The sequence below is a fragment of the Rhodococcus rhodochrous genome (assembly GCF_900187265.1).
GTDB lineage: Bacteria > Actinomycetota > Actinomycetes > Mycobacteriales > Mycobacteriaceae > Rhodococcus > Rhodococcus rhodochrous.
The window spans coordinates 245,471-261,480 of sequence record NZ_LT906450.1 but is presented as its reverse complement, the minus strand read 5'-3'; the positions used below and the strand labels follow the sequence as shown (position 1 = coordinate 261,480).

General features: G+C 65.9%; 19 protein-coding genes. 12 read left to right on the top strand and 7 right to left on the bottom strand.

The features are described 5' to 3' along the window. Positions 1-19 precede the first annotated feature (19 nt). Together CKW34_RS01220 and rfbB are read right to left on the bottom strand one after the other, a co-directional pair. On the bottom strand, positions 20-1,924 hold the full coding sequence (locus CKW34_RS01220) for a glycosyltransferase (protein ID WP_059382156.1): 1,905 nt from the start codon (positions 1,922-1,924) through the stop codon (positions 20-22). 143 nt (positions 1,925-2,067) lie between these two features. Continuing rightward, entirely contained in the window at positions 2,068-3,075 is a 1,008-nt protein-coding gene (gene rfbB, locus CKW34_RS01215) for a dTDP-glucose 4,6-dehydratase (RefSeq protein WP_059382155.1), read from the bottom strand. A 33-nt stretch (positions 3,076-3,108) separates the two neighbouring features. On the opposite strand from rfbB, the gene rfbA reads away from it, so the two are divergent. The 3 genes from rfbA to CKW34_RS01200 all read left to right on the top strand — a co-directional run bounded on the left by rfbA (position 3,109) and on the right by CKW34_RS01200 (position 5,102). Continuing rightward, positions 3,109-3,984: a glucose-1-phosphate thymidylyltransferase RfbA gene (rfbA, locus tag CKW34_RS01210; RefSeq protein WP_059382154.1), complete on the top strand. Its 876-nt coding sequence runs from the start codon at positions 3,109-3,111 to the stop codon at positions 3,982-3,984. Beyond that, complete coding sequence (gene rfbC / locus CKW34_RS01205) at positions 3,985-4,587, top strand: dTDP-4-dehydrorhamnose 3,5-epimerase (RefSeq protein WP_059382153.1); 603 nt, start codon at positions 3,985-3,987, stop codon at positions 4,585-4,587. Between the two features lie 71 nt (positions 4,588-4,658). After that, positions 4,659-5,102 (top strand): hypothetical protein, encoded by a 444-nt coding sequence (locus CKW34_RS01200; protein ID WP_059382152.1) that lies wholly within the window; start codon positions 4,659-4,661, stop codon positions 5,100-5,102. A gap of 47 nt (positions 5,103-5,149) precedes the next feature. Here the strand turns inward: CKW34_RS01200 and CKW34_RS01195 are convergent, their stop codons facing one another. Together CKW34_RS01195 and CKW34_RS01190 are read right to left on the bottom strand one after the other, a co-directional pair. Next, positions 5,150-6,025 carry a DUF559 domain-containing protein gene (locus CKW34_RS01195; RefSeq protein WP_059382151.1) on the bottom strand — a complete coding sequence of 292 codons (876 nt, stop codon included), beginning with the start codon at positions 6,023-6,025 and terminating at the stop codon, positions 5,150-5,152. A 94-nt stretch (positions 6,026-6,119) separates the two neighbouring features. Beyond that, positions 6,120-6,653, bottom strand: a complete 534-nt coding sequence (locus CKW34_RS01190; protein WP_226950042.1) for a GtrA family protein — start codon at positions 6,651-6,653, stop codon at positions 6,120-6,122. Positions 6,654-6,672: 19 nt separating this feature from the next. Here CKW34_RS01190 and CKW34_RS01185 point away from each other — a divergent pair, with 19 nt between their 5' ends. Both CKW34_RS01185 and CKW34_RS01180 read left to right on the top strand, forming a co-directional pair. Next, positions 6,673-8,097 carry an FAD-binding oxidoreductase gene (locus tag CKW34_RS01185; RefSeq protein ID WP_059382150.1) on the top strand — a complete coding sequence of 475 codons (1,425 nt, stop codon included), beginning with the start codon at positions 6,673-6,675 and terminating at the stop codon, positions 8,095-8,097. Then, positions 8,097-8,858: a decaprenylphospho-beta-D-erythro-pentofuranosid-2-ulose 2-reductase gene (locus CKW34_RS01180; RefSeq protein ID WP_059382149.1), complete on the top strand. Its 762-nt coding sequence runs from the start codon at positions 8,097-8,099 to the stop codon at positions 8,856-8,858. Before CKW34_RS01185 ends, CKW34_RS01180 begins: the two co-directional genes overlap by 1 nt. Positions 8,859-8,918: 60 nt before the next feature. Here CKW34_RS01180 and CKW34_RS01175 read toward each other — a convergent pair whose 3' ends face one another. Beyond that, a complete protein-coding gene (locus CKW34_RS01175; RefSeq protein ID WP_143533355.1) occupies positions 8,919-9,239 on the bottom strand; it encodes a hypothetical protein in 321 nt (106 codons plus the stop codon). A gap of 157 nt (positions 9,240-9,396) precedes the next feature. On the opposite strand from CKW34_RS01175, the gene CKW34_RS01170 reads away from it, so the two are divergent. Then, complete coding sequence (locus tag CKW34_RS01170) at positions 9,397-11,325, top strand: arabinofuranosyltransferase (protein ID WP_197700688.1); 1,929 nt, start codon at positions 9,397-9,399, stop codon at positions 11,323-11,325. On the opposite strand, the gene CKW34_RS01165 is transcribed toward CKW34_RS01170, so the two are convergent. Then, the gene (locus CKW34_RS01165; protein ID WP_059382146.1) at positions 11,300-11,740 is read right to left on the bottom strand and encodes a DoxX family protein; all 441 of its coding nucleotides are present in this window, start codon (positions 11,738-11,740) and stop codon (positions 11,300-11,302) included. The genes CKW34_RS01170 and CKW34_RS01165 overlap by 26 nt on opposite strands. A gap of 128 nt (positions 11,741-11,868) precedes the next feature. On the opposite strand from CKW34_RS01165, the gene CKW34_RS01160 reads away from it, so the two are divergent. The 6 genes from CKW34_RS01160 to CKW34_RS01135 are packed head-to-tail and all read left to right on the top strand — an operon-like array spanning position 11,869 to position 15,580. Next, the gene (locus CKW34_RS01160; RefSeq protein WP_019290341.1) at positions 11,869-12,171 is read left to right on the top strand and encodes an SAV_915 family protein; all 303 of its coding nucleotides are present in this window, start codon (positions 11,869-11,871) and stop codon (positions 12,169-12,171) included. Then, positions 12,168-12,443, top strand: coding sequence for a hypothetical protein (locus tag CKW34_RS01155; protein ID WP_019290342.1), 276 nt, complete (start codon positions 12,168-12,170; stop codon positions 12,441-12,443). Before CKW34_RS01160 ends, CKW34_RS01155 begins: the two co-directional genes overlap by 4 nt. Continuing rightward, complete coding sequence (locus CKW34_RS01150) at positions 12,440-13,600, top strand: hypothetical protein (protein ID WP_059382145.1); 1,161 nt, start codon at positions 12,440-12,442, stop codon at positions 13,598-13,600. Before CKW34_RS01155 ends, CKW34_RS01150 begins: the two co-directional genes overlap by 4 nt. A gap of 8 nt (positions 13,601-13,608) precedes the next feature. Then, on the top strand, positions 13,609-14,268 hold the full coding sequence (locus CKW34_RS01145) for a hypothetical protein (protein WP_059382144.1): 660 nt from the start codon (positions 13,609-13,611) through the stop codon (positions 14,266-14,268). Further along, positions 14,262-14,924, top strand: a complete 663-nt coding sequence (locus tag CKW34_RS01140) for a hypothetical protein (RefSeq protein WP_226950040.1) — start codon at positions 14,262-14,264, stop codon at positions 14,922-14,924. The genes CKW34_RS01145 and CKW34_RS01140 overlap by 7 nt, the downstream gene beginning before the upstream one ends. A 20-nt stretch (positions 14,925-14,944) precedes the next feature. Beyond that, on the top strand, positions 14,945-15,580 hold the full coding sequence (locus CKW34_RS01135; RefSeq protein ID WP_059382142.1) for a hypothetical protein: 636 nt from the start codon (positions 14,945-14,947) through the stop codon (positions 15,578-15,580). Positions 15,581-15,590: 10 nt separating this feature from the next. On the opposite strand, the gene CKW34_RS01130 is transcribed toward CKW34_RS01135, so the two are convergent. Next, complete coding sequence (locus CKW34_RS01130; RefSeq protein ID WP_143543535.1) at positions 15,591-15,959, bottom strand: phosphopantetheine adenylyltransferase; 369 nt, start codon at positions 15,957-15,959, stop codon at positions 15,591-15,593. Positions 15,960-16,010: the final 51 nt, after the last annotated feature.

The following is a 16,010-nucleotide window of genomic DNA, read 5'->3' as shown; positions in this document are numbered from 1 at the left end:
ACGACCATGCCCGCACGGTCTACCCGTCGATGCCGTACAGGCGCGCCCAGTTCTCGCGGCTCGTGAGCTCGGGCAGCGCTTCCTGCCAGACCGTCTTCATCCGGGGCGCTTCCTTGCGGAGCTGCCAGCACACCTTTGCGGCATGCTTTGCGAGTTCGACGGCAGTGTCCTTGTCGCGGTGACGCACCCGCACGGCGTTCTGCGAGGCGTCGGTGACGACGGCCTTGTCGAACAGCGACACGTGCCACCATGATGCGAAGTGCGCGGGCACGGTGACCGTCCGGCGGTCGACCTTGCCGGCGAACTGCTGCACCGCACGCTTGAGCAGCACCAGGCCCTCACGCTTCTTGTCGGGCTCGAACTGCCACACCGACATCTGCGTGTGCGGGTCGGATTCCTTGCCCACCTGCGCGGCCGACAACGGCTTCGTCTCGGGGTAGCGGTCGCGCAGTTCGCGCAGTTCCTTCAGCACCGACTGGCCGCCGTCGTGGAGGAAGTCCGGTCCGGCGAGGAAGTCCTCCGCGGCCTTGATGAAGGTCGCGGCGAGACCGTACTGCATCGAGACGATGAGCTCACTGATCTTGCGGAACAAGTACTTCGAGATGTCGTTGCCGTCGAAGCGCCCGTAGATGGACGAGACGATCAGGCCGTTGCGGATGCTGAAGTAGCGCGCCCAGTCGTCGTAGTCCTTGAGGTAGAAATCGGCGTGCCACACACCCGCATTGGGCAGGGTGACCGTCGGGTGACCCGCGTACCGGGCGCGGATGCCGTATTCGATGTCGTCCCACTGGAAGAACAGCGGGATGGGCAGGCCGCAGTCGGCGATGATCTCGGCGGGCAGCAGGCAGGTCCACCAACCGTTCCAGCCGGCGTCGAAACGCATGTCCTGCTTCTTCTTCACGAGATCGATGCCCATGCGCGCACCCGGAGTCAGTGCGCCGGCGGTGATCTCGTCGAGCACCTCACGCTCGGCCGAGACGTGCAGGACCTGCGGGTTGCTCAGCGACAACATCTGGGCGCCGACGATCGTCGGCTGCACCGTCATGTTCGCGAAAGCGTTGAGACGCAACACCGATTCGGGCTCGCACAGGATGTCGTCGTCCATGACGATGACGTTGGCGTGCTCGGCCTTGGCGGAACCGGTGATCTCGTACATGCCACGCGAGAAGCCACCCGCACCACCGAGATTCGGCTGGGTCAGGTAGATGAGCTTGTCGCCGAGCTTGTCAGCGACCTCGGCGAACGCCGAACGCGAGCGCACCTGATCGGTGCCCTGGTCGACGATGCACACCGCTTCGATGTCGGCCATCGCCCCATCGTCCGAGGCGAGAGTGCCGACGGTGACGGTGCAGTCGTCGGCGCGGTTGAACGTGCAGATGACGACAGCGGCGGGTCGCAGGCGCTCGGGTGCGGCGACCGTCCAGCGCGCGTCGGAGACGAGCACCGATCCGTTGCTGGCGTCGACGGCGAACCACATCGCACCGCCGTCGACGAACCGTTCGATCGGCAACTCGAGGTCGAGCTCGCCCGAACCCGACACCGTCTCGACCGTCACGATCCGCTCGCGTCCGCGGGCGTCGGAGGCCCACACGGTGAACTTCGCGGTACCGGAGCAGCCGTAGGTGAGCTGCAGGTTGACGGTCTTCACGTCGGTCCAGCGCTGCCAGAACGTCGCGGGGAAACGCCCGAAGTAGGTGTTGGTGTGGGCGGTCGCGCCGTCGGCGAGCTGCAGCCCGTAACGGTCGGACGCCGCGTCGCCCTTCGTGTGGACGTACATCTTCTCCGGCACGCGCGGCGACAGGGATGCGAAGACGCCGCGCTGGACGATCAGCCGGTCGCGACGCACCGGCTCGGTGAGAACCTCGTCCAGCGTGTCCGCGTCATGTCCGATCGTGCTTGTGTCGCCGGCAGCTGCCTGCTCCATCGGGCTACTCCCCGCTCGTGGTCGATCCGCTGTTTTCGATGCGACAGTAGCAGCGGAAACAGGAGCTCCACGGTTGTGTGCGTCGTGCACCAGTGTTTCGACCCATTCGCGAATTGTGCCGGGATCACCCCGAACGGCGCAGGTTATCCGCCCAGAACGCGCTCGGTGCGGCTGTAGCCGGCCTCGGTGACGTGCTTCTGTGGCGTCCACCACTGCTCGTTGGCGCGGTACCAGTCGATGGTCGCGGCCAGGCCTTCGCGGAAGTCGCGGTAGCGGGGCTGCCAGCCCAGTTCGGTGCGCAGGCGGGTCGCGTCGATGGCATAGCGCAGGTCGTGGCCGGGGCGGTCGGTGACGAAATCGAACTCGCTGCGGTCCTTGCCGCACAGTTCGAGGACGGTTTCGACGACGGTGCGGTTGTCGGTCTCGCCGTCCGCTCCGATCAGGTAGGTCTCGCCGAGTTGCCCGTGTTCGATGATCGTCCATACCGCGCTGTTGTGGTCGTCGACGTGGATCCAGTCGCGCACGTTGGTGCCGGTGCCGTAGAGCTTGGGGCGCACACCGGTGAGCACGTTGGTGATCTGGCGGGGGATGAACTTCTCCACGTGCTGATAGGGGCCGTAGTTGTTCGAGCAGTTGGAGATGGTCGCGCGGACGCCGAACGAGCGCACCCAGGCGCGTACCAGCAGATCCGAGCCGGCCTTGGTCGAGGAGTAGGGGCTCGACGGGTTGTAGGCGGTGGCCTCGGTGAAGCGGGCGGGGTCGTCGAGGGCGAGGTCGCCGTACACCTCGTCGGTGGAGATGTGGTGATAGCGCACGTCGTACCTGCGGACGGCCTCGAGCAGCGTGAAGGTGCCCACCAGATTGGTCTGCACGAACGGCGCGGGGTTCGCCAGCGAGTTGTCGTTGTGGGATTCGGCGGCGAAGTGCACCACCAGATCGGTGTCGGCGACGAGCCGGTCGACGAGCTCGGCGTCGGCGACATCGCCCTGGACGAAGGTGATCTTGCCGGAGACGGGGTCGAGGGAGGCGCGGTTGCCGGCGTAGGTGAGCTTGTCGAGCACGGTGACCTGCGTGTCGGGTCGTTCCGCGACGGTCTGATGGACGAAGTTCGCGCCGATGAAACCGGCACCACCGGTGACGAGCAGCCTCATTGGGGCAAGCCTACTCATGCGAGACTGTCCGACATGCGCGGAATCATCCTCGCGGGTGGGACGGGCTCGCGTCTGCATCCGATCACCCAGGGCGTGAGCAAGCAGCTCGTGCCCGTCTACGACAAGCCGATGATCTACTACCCGCTCTCGACGCTCATGCTCGCCGGGATCCGCGACATCCTCATGATCACCACCCCACACGACGCCGAGCAGTTCCACTGGTTGCTCGGCGACGGCTCGCAGTTCGGGGTGAACATCACCTACGCGATCCAGCCCTCCCCCGACGGTCTGGCGCAGGCCTTCGTGCTCGGCGCCGACCACATCGGCACCGACCCGGTCGCATTGATCCTCGGCGACAACATCTTCTACGGCCCGGGCCTGGGCACGCAGCTCAAACGCTTCGCGCACATCGACGGCGGGGCGGTCTTCGCGTACCGGGTGTCCGACCCGTCGGCCTACGGGGTGATCGAGTTCGACTCGACCGGTCGCGCCCTGTCGCTCGAGGAGAAACCCGACGACCCGAAGTCGAACTTCGCGGTTCCGGGTCTGTACTTCTACGACAACGACGTCGTCGAGATCGCCCGCTCGTTGACGCCGTCGGCGCGCGGCGAGCTGGAGATCACCGACGTCAACCGCACCTATCTGGAGGCGGGGAAACTGCAGGTCGAGGTGCTGCCGCGCGGCACCGCCTGGCTCGACACCGGCACCTTCGACTCGCTGCTCGACGCGTCGAACTATGTGCGCACCATCGAACAACGCCAGGGCCTGAAGATCGGCGCACCCGAGGAGGTCGCCTGGCGGCTCGGGTTCATCGACGACGAGCAGTTGCGCGCCGCGGCCGAGCCGCTGGTGAAGTCGGGCTACGGCAGCTACCTGCTGGATCTGCTCGAACGAGGAAAGGACCGCTAGGTGCAGTACCGCGAACTGACGATCGCCGGGGCGTGGGAGATCACGCCGAAACAGTTCGGCGACGACCGGGGTGTGTTCCTCGAATGGTTCAAGCAGGAGAGTTTCACCGACGCCGCCGGCCGGCCTCTGGAGTTGGCGCAGGCGAACTGCTCGGTCTCCGCCACCGGGGTACTGCGCGGCATCCACTACGCGGATGTCCCTCCGGGACAGGCGAAATACGTCACGTGCGTGTCGGGGTCGGTGCTCGACGTCGTCGTCGACCTGCGGGTCGGATCGCCGACCTTCGGCAAGTGGGATTCGGTGCTGCTCGACACGAAGGACCGTCGCGCGATCTTCCTGTCCGAGGGCCTCGGCCACGGTTTCCTTGCCCTCGAGGACAACTCGACCGTCGTCTACCTGTGCTCGACGGGCTACAACCCCGACCGCGAGCACGAGGTACACCCCCTCGATCCGGAGATCGGGATCGACTGGCCCACAACGGGTGCCGACGGCACCCCGCTGACCTACGAACTGTCGGCGAAGGACCAGGCGGCCCCCACCCTGGCCGACGCCCGCGAAACGGGCCGTCTCCCGCACGCACAGGGCTCAGTCGCCGATCCGTAACATCTTGGGACTCTTGCCGATAGCCAGAGCAGTGCTTCCGCACCGACCTACCGAAGAGACAGGATCCGACCGTGAAGTTGAATACCACCCTCGGACGGGTAGCGGGCGTCGGCGTCGCAGCCGCCGTTACCGCCGGCCTCGCTGTTGCCGGACCTTCCACCGCTTCCGCGGACTCGAACTGGACCACGTTCACCAATACGGTGGGTCTGCACCTCGACACGGGTTCGAGCGGGTATGCCGGCAACGCAACCCCGTTCATCGATGCGCCGGTCGTGCTCCGAACCGACCCCGCCTCTCCCGAACTGCCGTTCTGGATCGGGGGAATCGGATCACCGTTCTGCCCCTGCACCGTGCACTGGCACAACGAGACCACAGGTGAGCGCGGCAAGGTACGTGCCAACAGCACTCTGCTCCCCTCGGAAACGGGTGCCGGGGAGATCTCGGCATACGTCACCATCGACGGCAACGTCAGCGTCACCGCCGTTCGTGGCGTCGCCAACTGGACCGCCCGATAGCAGATCTGGTTGTTCCGACGGCGTTCAGCGCGGTCGGAACAACCGGATCATCGGGTGCGGCCGAGTGCCGCACGGATCCGGCGTACGACGCCGTCCGGGTCCTGCGTCAACATGTGCCAGGTGAATCGCAGGACGTGCCATCCTGCGTTGATCAGGACGTTCTGTCTTTCGATGTCGTGGCGGTGACGGTCTGCGTCGCGATGCCACGCCCATCCGTCGATCTCTATCGCCACCCGTTCGGCCTCGAACGCGACGTCGATCTCGTAGCCACAGCTCATCACGTGTGCACGCCAGCCGGTGAGCCCTGCCCGACGTAGCAGCCGATGGAAGATGCGTTCGGCCTGGGAGTGCCCGCCGTTCCGGGCGGTGCACAACAATGTCTCCGCAGCGCGCGACCCACGACGTCCCGGATTCCGGCGGTGGGACCGCTCCATCAAAGCCAATGACGTGTGTCGTTGAAGTGCTCTGTCCATGAGGACGGAACCCTCCTTCAGCTCGACCGCTGCCTCCAACACCGTGAGAGGTACACCTGTGACCCGCAGCCCGCGCACGGTCACGATGTCGTCGGCGGGCAGGTCCCTGCGACGGAGGTGCACATTCCCGTTCCTCACGATGGCCCGCCCGTGTGGGACGGTGACGAAGTAACGGGCGGGAGGCCTGTCGAGGATGCCGTGCCACCACGCGGCGCTCGGACCCCATGCCGTCGCCGCACGTCCCGCGCTGTAGACCGCGGTGCGCAAATGCACCGACGGAGTACGCTCCCGGTCGGCGCGCAGGTAGATACCGGGCGCCAGGGAGACCCATTCGCCGGATCGCACGTAATGGTCGATGATCGCGATGCTCAGTCCGCATCTCACAGCCTGATCTCGGGTGACGACACCGTCCTGCCGGGCCATGATCGCGTGCGCTCGGGAGCGTGACATATCCGGTTCGACGCCACAGGCTCCCGAACGGTTCCCCACCTGTGCGATTTGGTTGGATCAACCGCGCATACCGCCGTCGAACCAACCAAATCGGTCAGTGGAGGCGGAAAATCACGACCCGCTGGACGACGAAGTTGATCACCGTCGCGGTGCCCTGGGCGACGACGAAGGCGAAGGGCGTGACCCACCACTCGTCGCCGAGGGCTTCGTTGAGTACGCGGTTGATGCCGACCTGTGCGGCGAACGTCACGGCGTACAGGACCACCACAGCCGCGAAGCGGACGCGGCTCGGCGGGGCCTTGAAGGTCCAGCGGCGGTTGATCAGGTAGGCGGTGGTGGTGCCGGCCACGAACGACAGGGCCTTCGCGACGTCGCGGGTGACGCCCAGTGCCATGAGCAGGACGTACAGGCCGTAGTCGACGATCGCCGAGAACCCGCCGGTCAGGACGAACCGCGTGAGCTGCGTCTTCAGGTCCAGCGCCTCGTCGGCCGTCGAATCGGTCAACGGCAGTTCGGGAGCCAGTGGGGCGTGGTGCTCCGGCAGCGGCTGCACATGGTCGTGGGATTCCGGCACGCAGACGAGGGTAACGCCCGTGAGGAACAGCATCTTGCCGGGTGACCAGGACACACGGGTAGCCTTTACCCCGATGTCCACGACAGCTACGGAGCAGGCGAGCGAGCCGCTCCCCACCCAGACCCGCACCCTGACCGGCTGGGGGCGCACCGCGCCGACCACCGCAGAGGTGCTGTCCACTCCCGACGTCGACGTGATCGCGAAGGCCGTTGCGCGAGTCGCGGAAGACAACGAGTCGAAGCCGTCGCACCTGCGGCGCGGCGTGATCGCACGCGGGCTCGGACGCTCCTACGGCGACCCGGCGCAGAACGCGGGCGGGCTCGTCATCGACATGACGGCGCTGAACAAGATCCACAGCATCGACCGTGACTCCCGCAAGGTCGTGGTGGACGGTGGTGTGAGCCTCGACCAGCTCATGCGCGCCGCGCTGCCGTTCGGTCTGTGGGTGCCCGTCCTGCCGGGCACGCGCCAGGTCACCATCGGTGGTGCGATCGGTGCCGACATCCACGGCAAGAACCACCACAGCGCGGGCAGCTTCGGCAACCACGTCAAGTCCATCGACCTGCTCACCGCCGACGGCCAGGTCCGCACGTGCACCCCCACCGGGCGCAACGCCAAGCTGTTCTGGGCGACCGTGGGCGGAATGGGTCTGACAGGCATCATCCTGCGCGCGACCATCGAGATGACCCCCACGGAGACGGCGTACTTCATCGCCGACAGTCGCCGCACCGAATCGCTCGACGAGACGATCGCCCTGCACAGCGACGGTTCGGAAGCGAACTACGACTACTCCAGCGCATGGTTCGACGCCATCTCGCCGGAGCCGAAGCTCGGCCGCGCCGCAGTCTCCCGAGGCAACCTCGCGAAGCTCGACCAGCTGCCGAAGAAGCTGCAGAAGGACCCGCTCAAGTTCGACGCGCCGACCCTGCTGACCCTGCCCGACGTATTCCCGAACGGGCTGGCCAACAAGTTCAACTTCTCGGTGATCGGTGAGCTGTACTACCGGAAGACGAAGAACGCCGACAACCAGGTCCAGAATCTGACGGCGTTCTACCACCCCCTCGACCTGTTCGGGGAGTGGAACCGCGGCTACGGACCCAACGGCTTCCTGCAGTACCAGTTCGTGGTGCCGCCGGAAGCGGTCGACGAGTTCAAGAAGATCATCCGCGACATCCAGGCGTCGGGACACCACTCGTTCCTGAACGTGTTCAAGCTGTTCGGTGAAGGGAACAAGGCTCCGCTCAGCTTCCCCATCCCCGGCTGGAACATCTGCGTCGACTTCCGGATCAAGCCGGGCCTGAACGAGTTCGTGCGCGAACTCGACAAGCGGGTCCTCGAGTTCGGTGGTCGCCTCTACACCGCGAAGGATTCGCGGACCGACGCGGAGACCTTCCACGCCATGTACCCGCGGATCGACGAGTGGTTGAAGGTGCGCCGCTCCGTCGACCCCACGAACGTCTTCGCCTCCGATATGTCCAGAAGGTTGGAACTCCACTGATGATCAACGCCGTCGGCAACCCCCAGACCCTGCTGCTGCTCGGTGGCACCTCCGAGATCGGCCTGGCCATCGTCGAGGAGTACCTCCGCAAGGCCCCGGCCCGCGTGATCCTCGCGGCCCTGCCCGGCGACCCGCGTCGTGAGGACGCCGTCGCCCAGGCGAAGGCCGCGGGTGCGACGCAGGTCGACCTGATCGACTTCGACGCCCTCGACACCGCGAGCCACCCGGCCGTCATCGATCAGGCATGGAAGGACGGCGACGTCGACATCGCGATCGTCGCCTTCGGTCTGGACGCCGACGCCGAGGAGTTGTGGCAGAACCAGAGCAAGGCCGTGCGGGTCGCGGAGGTCAACTACACGGCTGCCGTCTCCGTGGGCGTGCTGGTGGGCGAGAGGATGAAGGCGCAGGGCTTCGGCCGCATCATCGCGATGTCGTCGGTCGCCGGTGAGCGCGTCAAGCGCGCCAACTTCGTCTACGGCTCCACCAAGGCCGGCCTCGACGGCTTCTACCTCGGACTCGGCGAGGCGCTGCGTCCGTTCGGTCCGCGCGTGACGGTCGTGCGCCCCGGCCAGGTGCGCACGCAGTTCAGCGCGCACGTCGACGAGGCGCCGCTCACCGTGAACAAGGAGGACGTCGCGAAGCTCGCGGTCGCGGCCTCCGATCGCGGCAAAGAGATCGTCTGGGCACCGGGCACCTTCCGGTTCGTGATGATCGTGCTGCGTCACCTGCCGCGCGCGATCTTCCGCAAGCTGCCGATCTGACAGACGCGCACCCGCTGCCCCGCCGGATCCGTTCCGGCGGGGCAGTCGTCTTCTCAGGTGTTACCTGACGTATCCGATCCCGTTGTGGATCATCCCGGGCGGCCCGTAGCACCAGTGGTTGATCGACCCTTCGTTCACGAAGACACCGTTCACGATGCCGTCCTGTCCCGCCTCGTTCGTCGCGTAGCCGACACCCGGCGCCCCGAGGAGGATGCACTGGTAGGGATGGACGCCGTGGTGGTCGTACAACCGGCCGTTGATGGGACCGCCGGGCTCACCCGGTTCGATCACCGGATACGCCGAGGCCTGCGCCGCCCCGAAGACGAGGAGAGGTGCCGTCGCGAGCATTGCAAGGGCCGCACGAACCGCCTTACCTGTCATGATCTGAGCCTTTCGTTCGGATTCCCCGAGCCGTACCCGACGGCCCGGTTTCCCGACGCAACTTCCAGGATGAAGGTCCCGACTGCTGGATGACGACGTTTTTGCAGCACGGATCGGGCCGCCACTCGTCCCGCGGACGCATCTCTATGCTCGTGGGGTGCTCGCCGACACTCCTGTAGCAGTAGCCCCGTTACGCCGTGCCGTCTCGACGCTCGTGCAGTTCGTCTGCGCAGCGCTCGTCGCAGCGCTCGTCGCGGCGGTGGGGCTGTTCGCCTTCGACCGCGTGCAGTGGCCGGCGTTCAACTCGTCGAACGTGACGCAGGCCGTCACCACCGTCCTGCAGTTCGCGGCGCTCGCCGTACTCGGCCTGTCGATCTACCTGCTGCGTCGCCGCAGATGGGTGACGGGGGCTCGGGTGTTGTCGTGGGCGGCGTTGTCCGGTCTGGTCACCGCGACCCTCGGGATGCCGTTGGCTGCGACCCGCCTCTATCTCCACGGCATCTCCGTCGACCAGGAGTTCCGCACCCAGTTCCTCACGCGTCTGACGGACAGCGCGGCGTTGCGCGACATGAACTACGCCGACCTGCCGTCGTTCTATCCGGCCGGGTGGTTCTGGATCGGTGGGCGTGTCGCGAATCTGCTGGGCATGGACGGCTGGGAAGTGTTCAAGCCTTATGCGATCGGTTCGCTGGCGGTCGCGGCGGTCGTCGCCCTGGTGTTGTGGTCCGAGCTCGTCCGCTCTGACCTGGCGGTGCTCGCTGCCACCGCGACGACGCTCGTCGTGCTGGCCTACGGTTCGCCTGAGCCCTACGGAGCGGTGATCGCTGTGCTGGTCGCGCCGGCGTTGGTGCTGGCCTGGGGCGGTTTCCTGCCCGCCGTGCGTGGTGGCCGTGTGCGGCAGGGCTGGGGTGCCGTCGTGGGCACGGGCTTGTTCCTCGGCCTCGCCGCGACCTTCTACACCCTCTATCTCGGTATCGCCGCGTTCGCGGTGACGGTGATGGCCGTCGTCGCGGCGTACCTCGCGCGTCGCGCCGCCGGGTCGTGGCGGGCTGTCCTTCCGGTGCTCGTGCGTCTCGTGGTGATCGCGGTGATCGCGGTGATCGTCGCGTTGATCGTGTGGGCGCCGTTCGTGTTCGACGTGCTGGGCGGTAATCCCCCGTCCGAGTCCGGTACCGCAACGCACTATCTCCCCGATACCGGTGCGCGACTGCCGTTGCCGATGTTCCACATGTCCTTGATCGGACTGTTGTCGTTGCTGGGCACCGTGTGGCTCGTGGGCCGCGCGTCGTCGTCGCATCGGGCGCAGGCGCTCGGGCTCGGGGTGATCGCGGTCTACCTGTGGTACCTCGCGTCGATGGCGTTGACCGCCGTGGGCAACACCCTGCTCGCGTTCCGTCTCGAGGTGATCCTGCTCGTACTGCTCGCTGCGGCAGGCGCATTCGCCTTCGTCGACTTCTCGCGGTGGATCAGCCTGGCGACCAGCGAGAATCCGCGCGTGCGCAGGGTTCTCGTGGCGGTGGGCGCTCTCGGTGCGCTGGCGTTCACCCAGAACATCCCGCAGGTGCTCGGGGGTGAGATCACCGTCGCCTACACCGACACCGACGGGGCCGGTGAACGCGCCGACCAGCGACCCGCCGGTGCCGCGTCCTACTACGCCGAGGTGGACGACGTCCTGCTGTCCCAGTTGGGCGGCGAGCGTGACGACCATGTGGTCCTCACGGCCGACACGTCCTTCCTCGCCTACTACCCGTACTTCGGCTTCCAGGCCCTGACCTCGCACTACGCCAACCCGCTGGCGGAATTCTCCGCGCGGGCCGCAGCGATCGAGGAGTGGTCGGAGCTCTCCTCCCCCGACGAACTGCTCGCCGCGTGGGAGGAGTTGCCGTGGCGAGCCCCCGACGCCGTCGTCTTCCGACAGGGCGCCGAGGGCTACACGCTGCGTCTGGCCGAGGACGTCTACCCGAACGATCCCAATGTTCGGCGGTACACGGTGACCTTCCCCAAGGAACTCTTCGACGATCCCCGCTTCACCGTGACCGAGGTGGGGCCGTTCGTCGTCGTCACCGCGACGGGCGAATCGGCATGATCCGACGAACTCCGATGTCGCGCAACCACAATCCACCCCAGACGAAGATGCCGGTGTAGATCGGGAAGAGGGTCGTGCTGACGATCGGCTGTTCGGTGAGCAGATTCGTCGCGACGGCACCACCGAGGTAACCGGTGAGCAGAACGGCACCGAGGATCGCGGTGGGCGGCAGGACGTAGGCGATCAGGCAGATCAGCAGGACCACGCCGAACACGCGGTTGAGGCTCGGATCGAATCCGAGATCGGCCATGGCTTCCTGCACCTGCGAGACGTTGGCGATGTGGATGATCGAGTCCCACAGCAGGAACAGGACGACGAGGCCGCTGACGATCAGGCCTGCGATGCGGGCGGTGCGTGAGGGTGCCGCGGCGGTGTCGTCGCGGGTGCCGGTGGTGGACGGGGTGAAGGTGTTCATGACGACCTCCTGGTAGGTGGGCAGCGGTGCTGTCGCAGATACCGACCGGGCAGGAGCCGGAAACTCATCGCGGCTGCGGTAGGGTCTCGGCGAGTCGTACGGGGGGTACGACGGAATCGGGGGATTCGATGAGCGACGTTCTGTATGTGCCGATCCGACGCCGCGACAGTTCCGGGCACGTTCGGCTCGAGATGCGCACACTGCCCGACGGCCGGCTGGCGTTGCCCGCCTACACCTCACCGAAGGAACTGGCCCGCTGCTGCGGACCGCAGCAGCCGTGGATGGGCGTCGACAGCACAGGGCTGCAGGAGATCCACCGGACCACCGGGTACGACGTGGTCCTGCTCGACGGCCGACAACCACCGCCACCCCCGATCGAGGACGACGACCGTCCGTTCGAGGACCCGCTCGGCAGGAGAGCGACCCGGTGAGCATCGACATCGGTGACCTCGACACGGTCGCGAAGCTCCTGGCGACCGGAGCAATGGGAATCGACGAGCTCGGATCCGATCCCGCACCGATACCCGACGCGGGTGCCGCCACCGCACTGCTCGTCGACGCTCTCGGGTCGATTGCTTCCGCGCTGGACGCGGCGGTCCGGTCGCTGGCCGATGCAGCAGACGCCACCCAGGACAGTCTGCGCGCCTACCAGGACGCCGAGTCGCACACTGCTCAGGAGATGGCGAAGGCCGGTGAGAGATGAGCCTCGACACCCGAGTCTTCGGCGACCCCACCTCCTGCTACGCATGCGCGGATTCGCTCACTGCCCTCGCCACGGGTGTGCACGACCGACTGAAGGTGGCGCGCGACGGACGCACCGAGTCCGAGTACGAATTCAGAAGCCCCGCGGGAGATGCGTTCCGCACGACGCTCGACCGCGTCATCACGGGGACGACCGAGGCCGCAGACCAGATCGACGTGATCGCCGCTGCCCTGCGCGCATTCGCCGACAGACTCGTCACCGCCCGGTCACGCATGTCGCAGGCCGAGGCGACAGCGGCGGAAGCCGGTATTCCCGTGGAGTTCGGCGTCGGGATCGGTGAGCCACTCAACGTCGATCCGAACTCGTACGACATCGCACCCCAGGTTTTTCGGACGAAGCAGATCGCAGCCTACGAGGCGGCTGCGGGGCTCGTTGCGGAAGGTCGCGCGGCCGAAACCGGAGCGCACAGCGCGCTCGCAGAAGCCTTGCGCGGGCCGACGACGATCCTGAAGGACGCAGAAGCCCAGTGGGAATGGCTCTTGGCGCATACCGTGGGCGGATACATAGCGACGACAGTCTCCGAGCTGTCGAAATGGGGCAACGAAGCCGCTACGCGAGGTGCGACCCTCGCCCGGCTGCGTGAGCTTGCTGCCGAAGCGGCGCGACTTGGCGATCCGTACCCTGAAGCAACAGCCGCCAGGGCTGTTCGAGCCTTCCAGGGCGGAGCGGACGATGCAGCGCGGTTCGCTGCGGAGAACTCTCGCTTGCTTGCGGGGCTCGGTGACAACAAATTCATCGAATCCTTCGGTCGCACCGCCGGCGACTATTTACCAAAAGGTTCGGCATTGGCACAGTTCGGCTCGAAGGTGCCCGTCGTGGGAGGCGTTCTCACCGGACTTCAGACTGCCTACGATGTAGCAAATGCCGAAACCACCGGAGACGCAGTCAAAGCGGTTGCGAAGGATGTCGGTGGTTTCGTCGCCGGAACCGTAGCGACCGAGTTGATACTCGCGAGTGCAGCAGGCGGTCCTGTCACCCTTCTCGCTGTTGGCGCCGGGGTCGGTGTCGCGTTCGGTGTGGGCGAAGTGATCGAACACTGGGACGATATCTCCGGCGCTGCCGGTTCCGCGGCGCGCTGGGTGGGAAATCTCTTCTGAGGACATAAATGAATACAACCGACCTGCCCGCGATTCCCGATCCAAACACCGGAGAGCCGCGACCACCCCGTGCGCCACGCATCTACCAGAGAATCGAGCACACGCCGACCGACAGATCCCCACGGAAGCCTCCGGAAGCGCCGGAACATCTCGGACCCGTTCTCGAATGGCTCCAGCCCACCGCCCGTGACCAGTACACGAGCGCGCTCTTCATCGTGGGCATCTCGGTCGCGTACCTCACCCTTGTCGACGGAGGCCTTCGCTGGACCCACATGTGGGTCATGTGGGTCATCATGGCTGTGGGTGCGTGGGTGATGTTCGGCGCCACCAGAAACCATTGGACCGCAGTCGGATCCACCTGGGTGCAGTGGCGCGACGATTGGGTTGACACCTATCACCTCACCCGCATACGATTTTCAGCCGACGGGCCGAACCGCGTTCTCCGTTTGAAAGATGCACACGGCAACAAGATCCACTCGTTCAAGATCAGCGAGATCCAACGCAACCCCGACCTGTGGGACCTGGTCTACAACGGCATCCTCCACTCCGTCGCCTCCGGCAACTGCGACATCGACGCCAAAACCCGTCACATCCTGAAGATCCCCTACGAACTCGGGCCGCGCCCCACCAGAAGCGAACGCACCAGAGGACGACGCCGCAGATGGTGAACCCCATCGATCTACCACCGATGCCGGATTCGATCACAGGCGAACCCCGCCCACCCCGGGCGCCCCGCATCTACCACGGCACGGAATACACACCAGTCAAGCGCTCCCCACGAAAGCCGCCCGAGGCACCGGATCATCTCCGCCCCACGCTCGAATGGCTCCGGCCCACCGTCCGCGACAAGTACACTAGTGCCCTTTCCATGGTCTTGCTCTTGGTCGTGTATCTCACCGTCCTCAACGGAGACTTCCGCTGGGTCCACTGGTGGATCATGTGGGTCATCATGGCGGTAGGCGCCTGGATGATGTTTCGCGCTACCGCGAACCATTGGACCGCAGCCGGTGCCAGTTGGGTGCAATGGCGCAGCAGCTGGGTCGACACCTACCACCTCACCCGCATCCGCTTTTCCGCAGACGGCTACAGCCGTGTGCTCCGGTTGAAAGATGACCACGGCAACGAGATCCACTCTTTCAAGATCAGCGACATTCAAGGAAACCCTGACCTCTGGGACCTGGTCTACAACGGCATCCTCCACTCCGTCGCGTCGGGCAACTGCGACATCGACGCCAAAACCCGTCACATCCTGAAGATCCCCTACGAACTCGGGCCGCGCCCCACCCGTAGCGAGCGCATCAGAGGACGGGGGCGTAGAGGGTGAACGCTGCCGACCTACCATCGATGCCGGATTCGATCACAGGCGAACCCCGCCCACCCCGGGCGCCCCGCATCTACCACGGCACGGAATACACACCGCTCGACCGCAACCCACGGAACCCACCAGATGCACCGGACCATCTCGGCCCCACCCTCGAATGGCTCCAACCCACCGTCCGCGATAAATACATCAGCGCACTGCTGATAACGGGAATCTTGATCGTGTACCTCACCGTCATCAACGGAGATTTCCGCTGGATCCACTGGTGGATCATGTGGGTCATCATCATCGGAAGTGCCATGCTGTTGTTTCGAGGCATCGGGAATCACTGGACCGCAGCGGGTATCAACTGGGTTCAATGGCGCGAAGATTGGGTCGACACCTACCAACTCACCCGCATCCAGTTCTCCGCTGACGGCTACAACCGCGTTCTTCGTTTGAAAGATGTACACGGCAACGAGATCCATTCGTTCAAGATCAACGAGATCCAGCGCAACCCTGATCTGTGGGACCTGGTCTACAACGGAATCCTTTATTCCATTGCGTCGGGCAACTGCGACATCGACGCCAAGACCCGCCACATCCTGAAGATCCCCTACGAACTCGGTCCGCGCCCCACCCGAAGCGAACGCACCAGAGGGCGACACAGCAGAGGGTGAGCGCTGTCGATCACCGGGTGAGGGCCGCCGCACCGGCCAGGGCACCGAGGAGACCGACGTCGACCCGGACGATGCGGGTGAGCTCCTCGTTCGCAGGACCGGCCGCCTCGACGAGCCCGACGAACGACCCCAGCGACAGCACCCCCGCCAGCAGGGCCGGCAACCGGTAGGGCGGGTGGACCGCACCGGCGAGCAGCGCAGCACCGACGAGCCCGAAGAAGGTCGCACGGTGCCGCAGAAGCAGTTCGACGTTCCGGTCCCTCGCGTCGACGTCGTACAGACCCTCGACCCGCCGCCGCGACACCACCGCCGTCGCAGGAACGAGGTGAGCGACGCCGACTCCTGCCATGAGTAGCGAACCGATCCTCGATGAACGCATTCCGACTCCTTCGCTTCGTGATCGGACCGAATCGGTGAAGACCACCGGCTT

Coding starts and splice junctions, on each gene's coding strand:
- CKW34_RS01220 (WP_059382156.1), bottom strand. CDS start 1,924: ATGGAGCAGGCAGCTGCCGGCGACACAAGCACGATCGGACATGACGCG.
- rfbB (WP_059382155.1), bottom strand. CDS start 3,075: ATGAGGCTGCTCGTCACCGGTGGTGCCGGTTTCATCGGCGCGAACTTC.
- rfbA (WP_059382154.1), top strand. CDS start 3,109: ATGCGCGGAATCATCCTCGCGGGTGGGACGGGCTCGCGTCTGCATCCG.
- CKW34_RS01195 (WP_059382151.1), bottom strand. CDS start 6,025: ATGTCACGCTCCCGAGCGCACGCGATCATGGCCCGGCAGGACGGTGTC.
- CKW34_RS01185 (WP_059382150.1), top strand. CDS start 6,673: ATGTCCACGACAGCTACGGAGCAGGCGAGCGAGCCGCTCCCCACCCAG.
- CKW34_RS01180 (WP_059382149.1), top strand. CDS start 8,097: ATGATCAACGCCGTCGGCAACCCCCAGACCCTGCTGCTGCTCGGTGGC.
- CKW34_RS01175 (WP_143533355.1), bottom strand. CDS start 9,239: ATGACAGGTAAGGCGGTTCGTGCGGCCCTTGCAATGCTCGCGACGGCA.
- CKW34_RS01165 (WP_059382146.1), bottom strand. CDS start 11,740: ATGAACACCTTCACCCCGTCCACCACCGGCACCCGCGACGACACCGCC.
- CKW34_RS01160 (WP_019290341.1), top strand. CDS start 11,869: ATGAGCGACGTTCTGTATGTGCCGATCCGACGCCGCGACAGTTCCGGG.
- CKW34_RS01150 (WP_059382145.1), top strand. CDS start 12,440: ATGAGCCTCGACACCCGAGTCTTCGGCGACCCCACCTCCTGCTACGCA.
- CKW34_RS01145 (WP_059382144.1), top strand. CDS start 13,609: ATGAATACAACCGACCTGCCCGCGATTCCCGATCCAAACACCGGAGAG.
- CKW34_RS01140 (WP_226950040.1), top strand. CDS start 14,262: ATGGTGAACCCCATCGATCTACCACCGATGCCGGATTCGATCACAGGC.
- CKW34_RS01135 (WP_059382142.1), top strand. CDS start 14,945: ATGCCGGATTCGATCACAGGCGAACCCCGCCCACCCCGGGCGCCCCGC.
- CKW34_RS01130 (WP_143543535.1), bottom strand. CDS start 15,959: ATGCGTTCATCGAGGATCGGTTCGCTACTCATGGCAGGAGTCGGCGTC.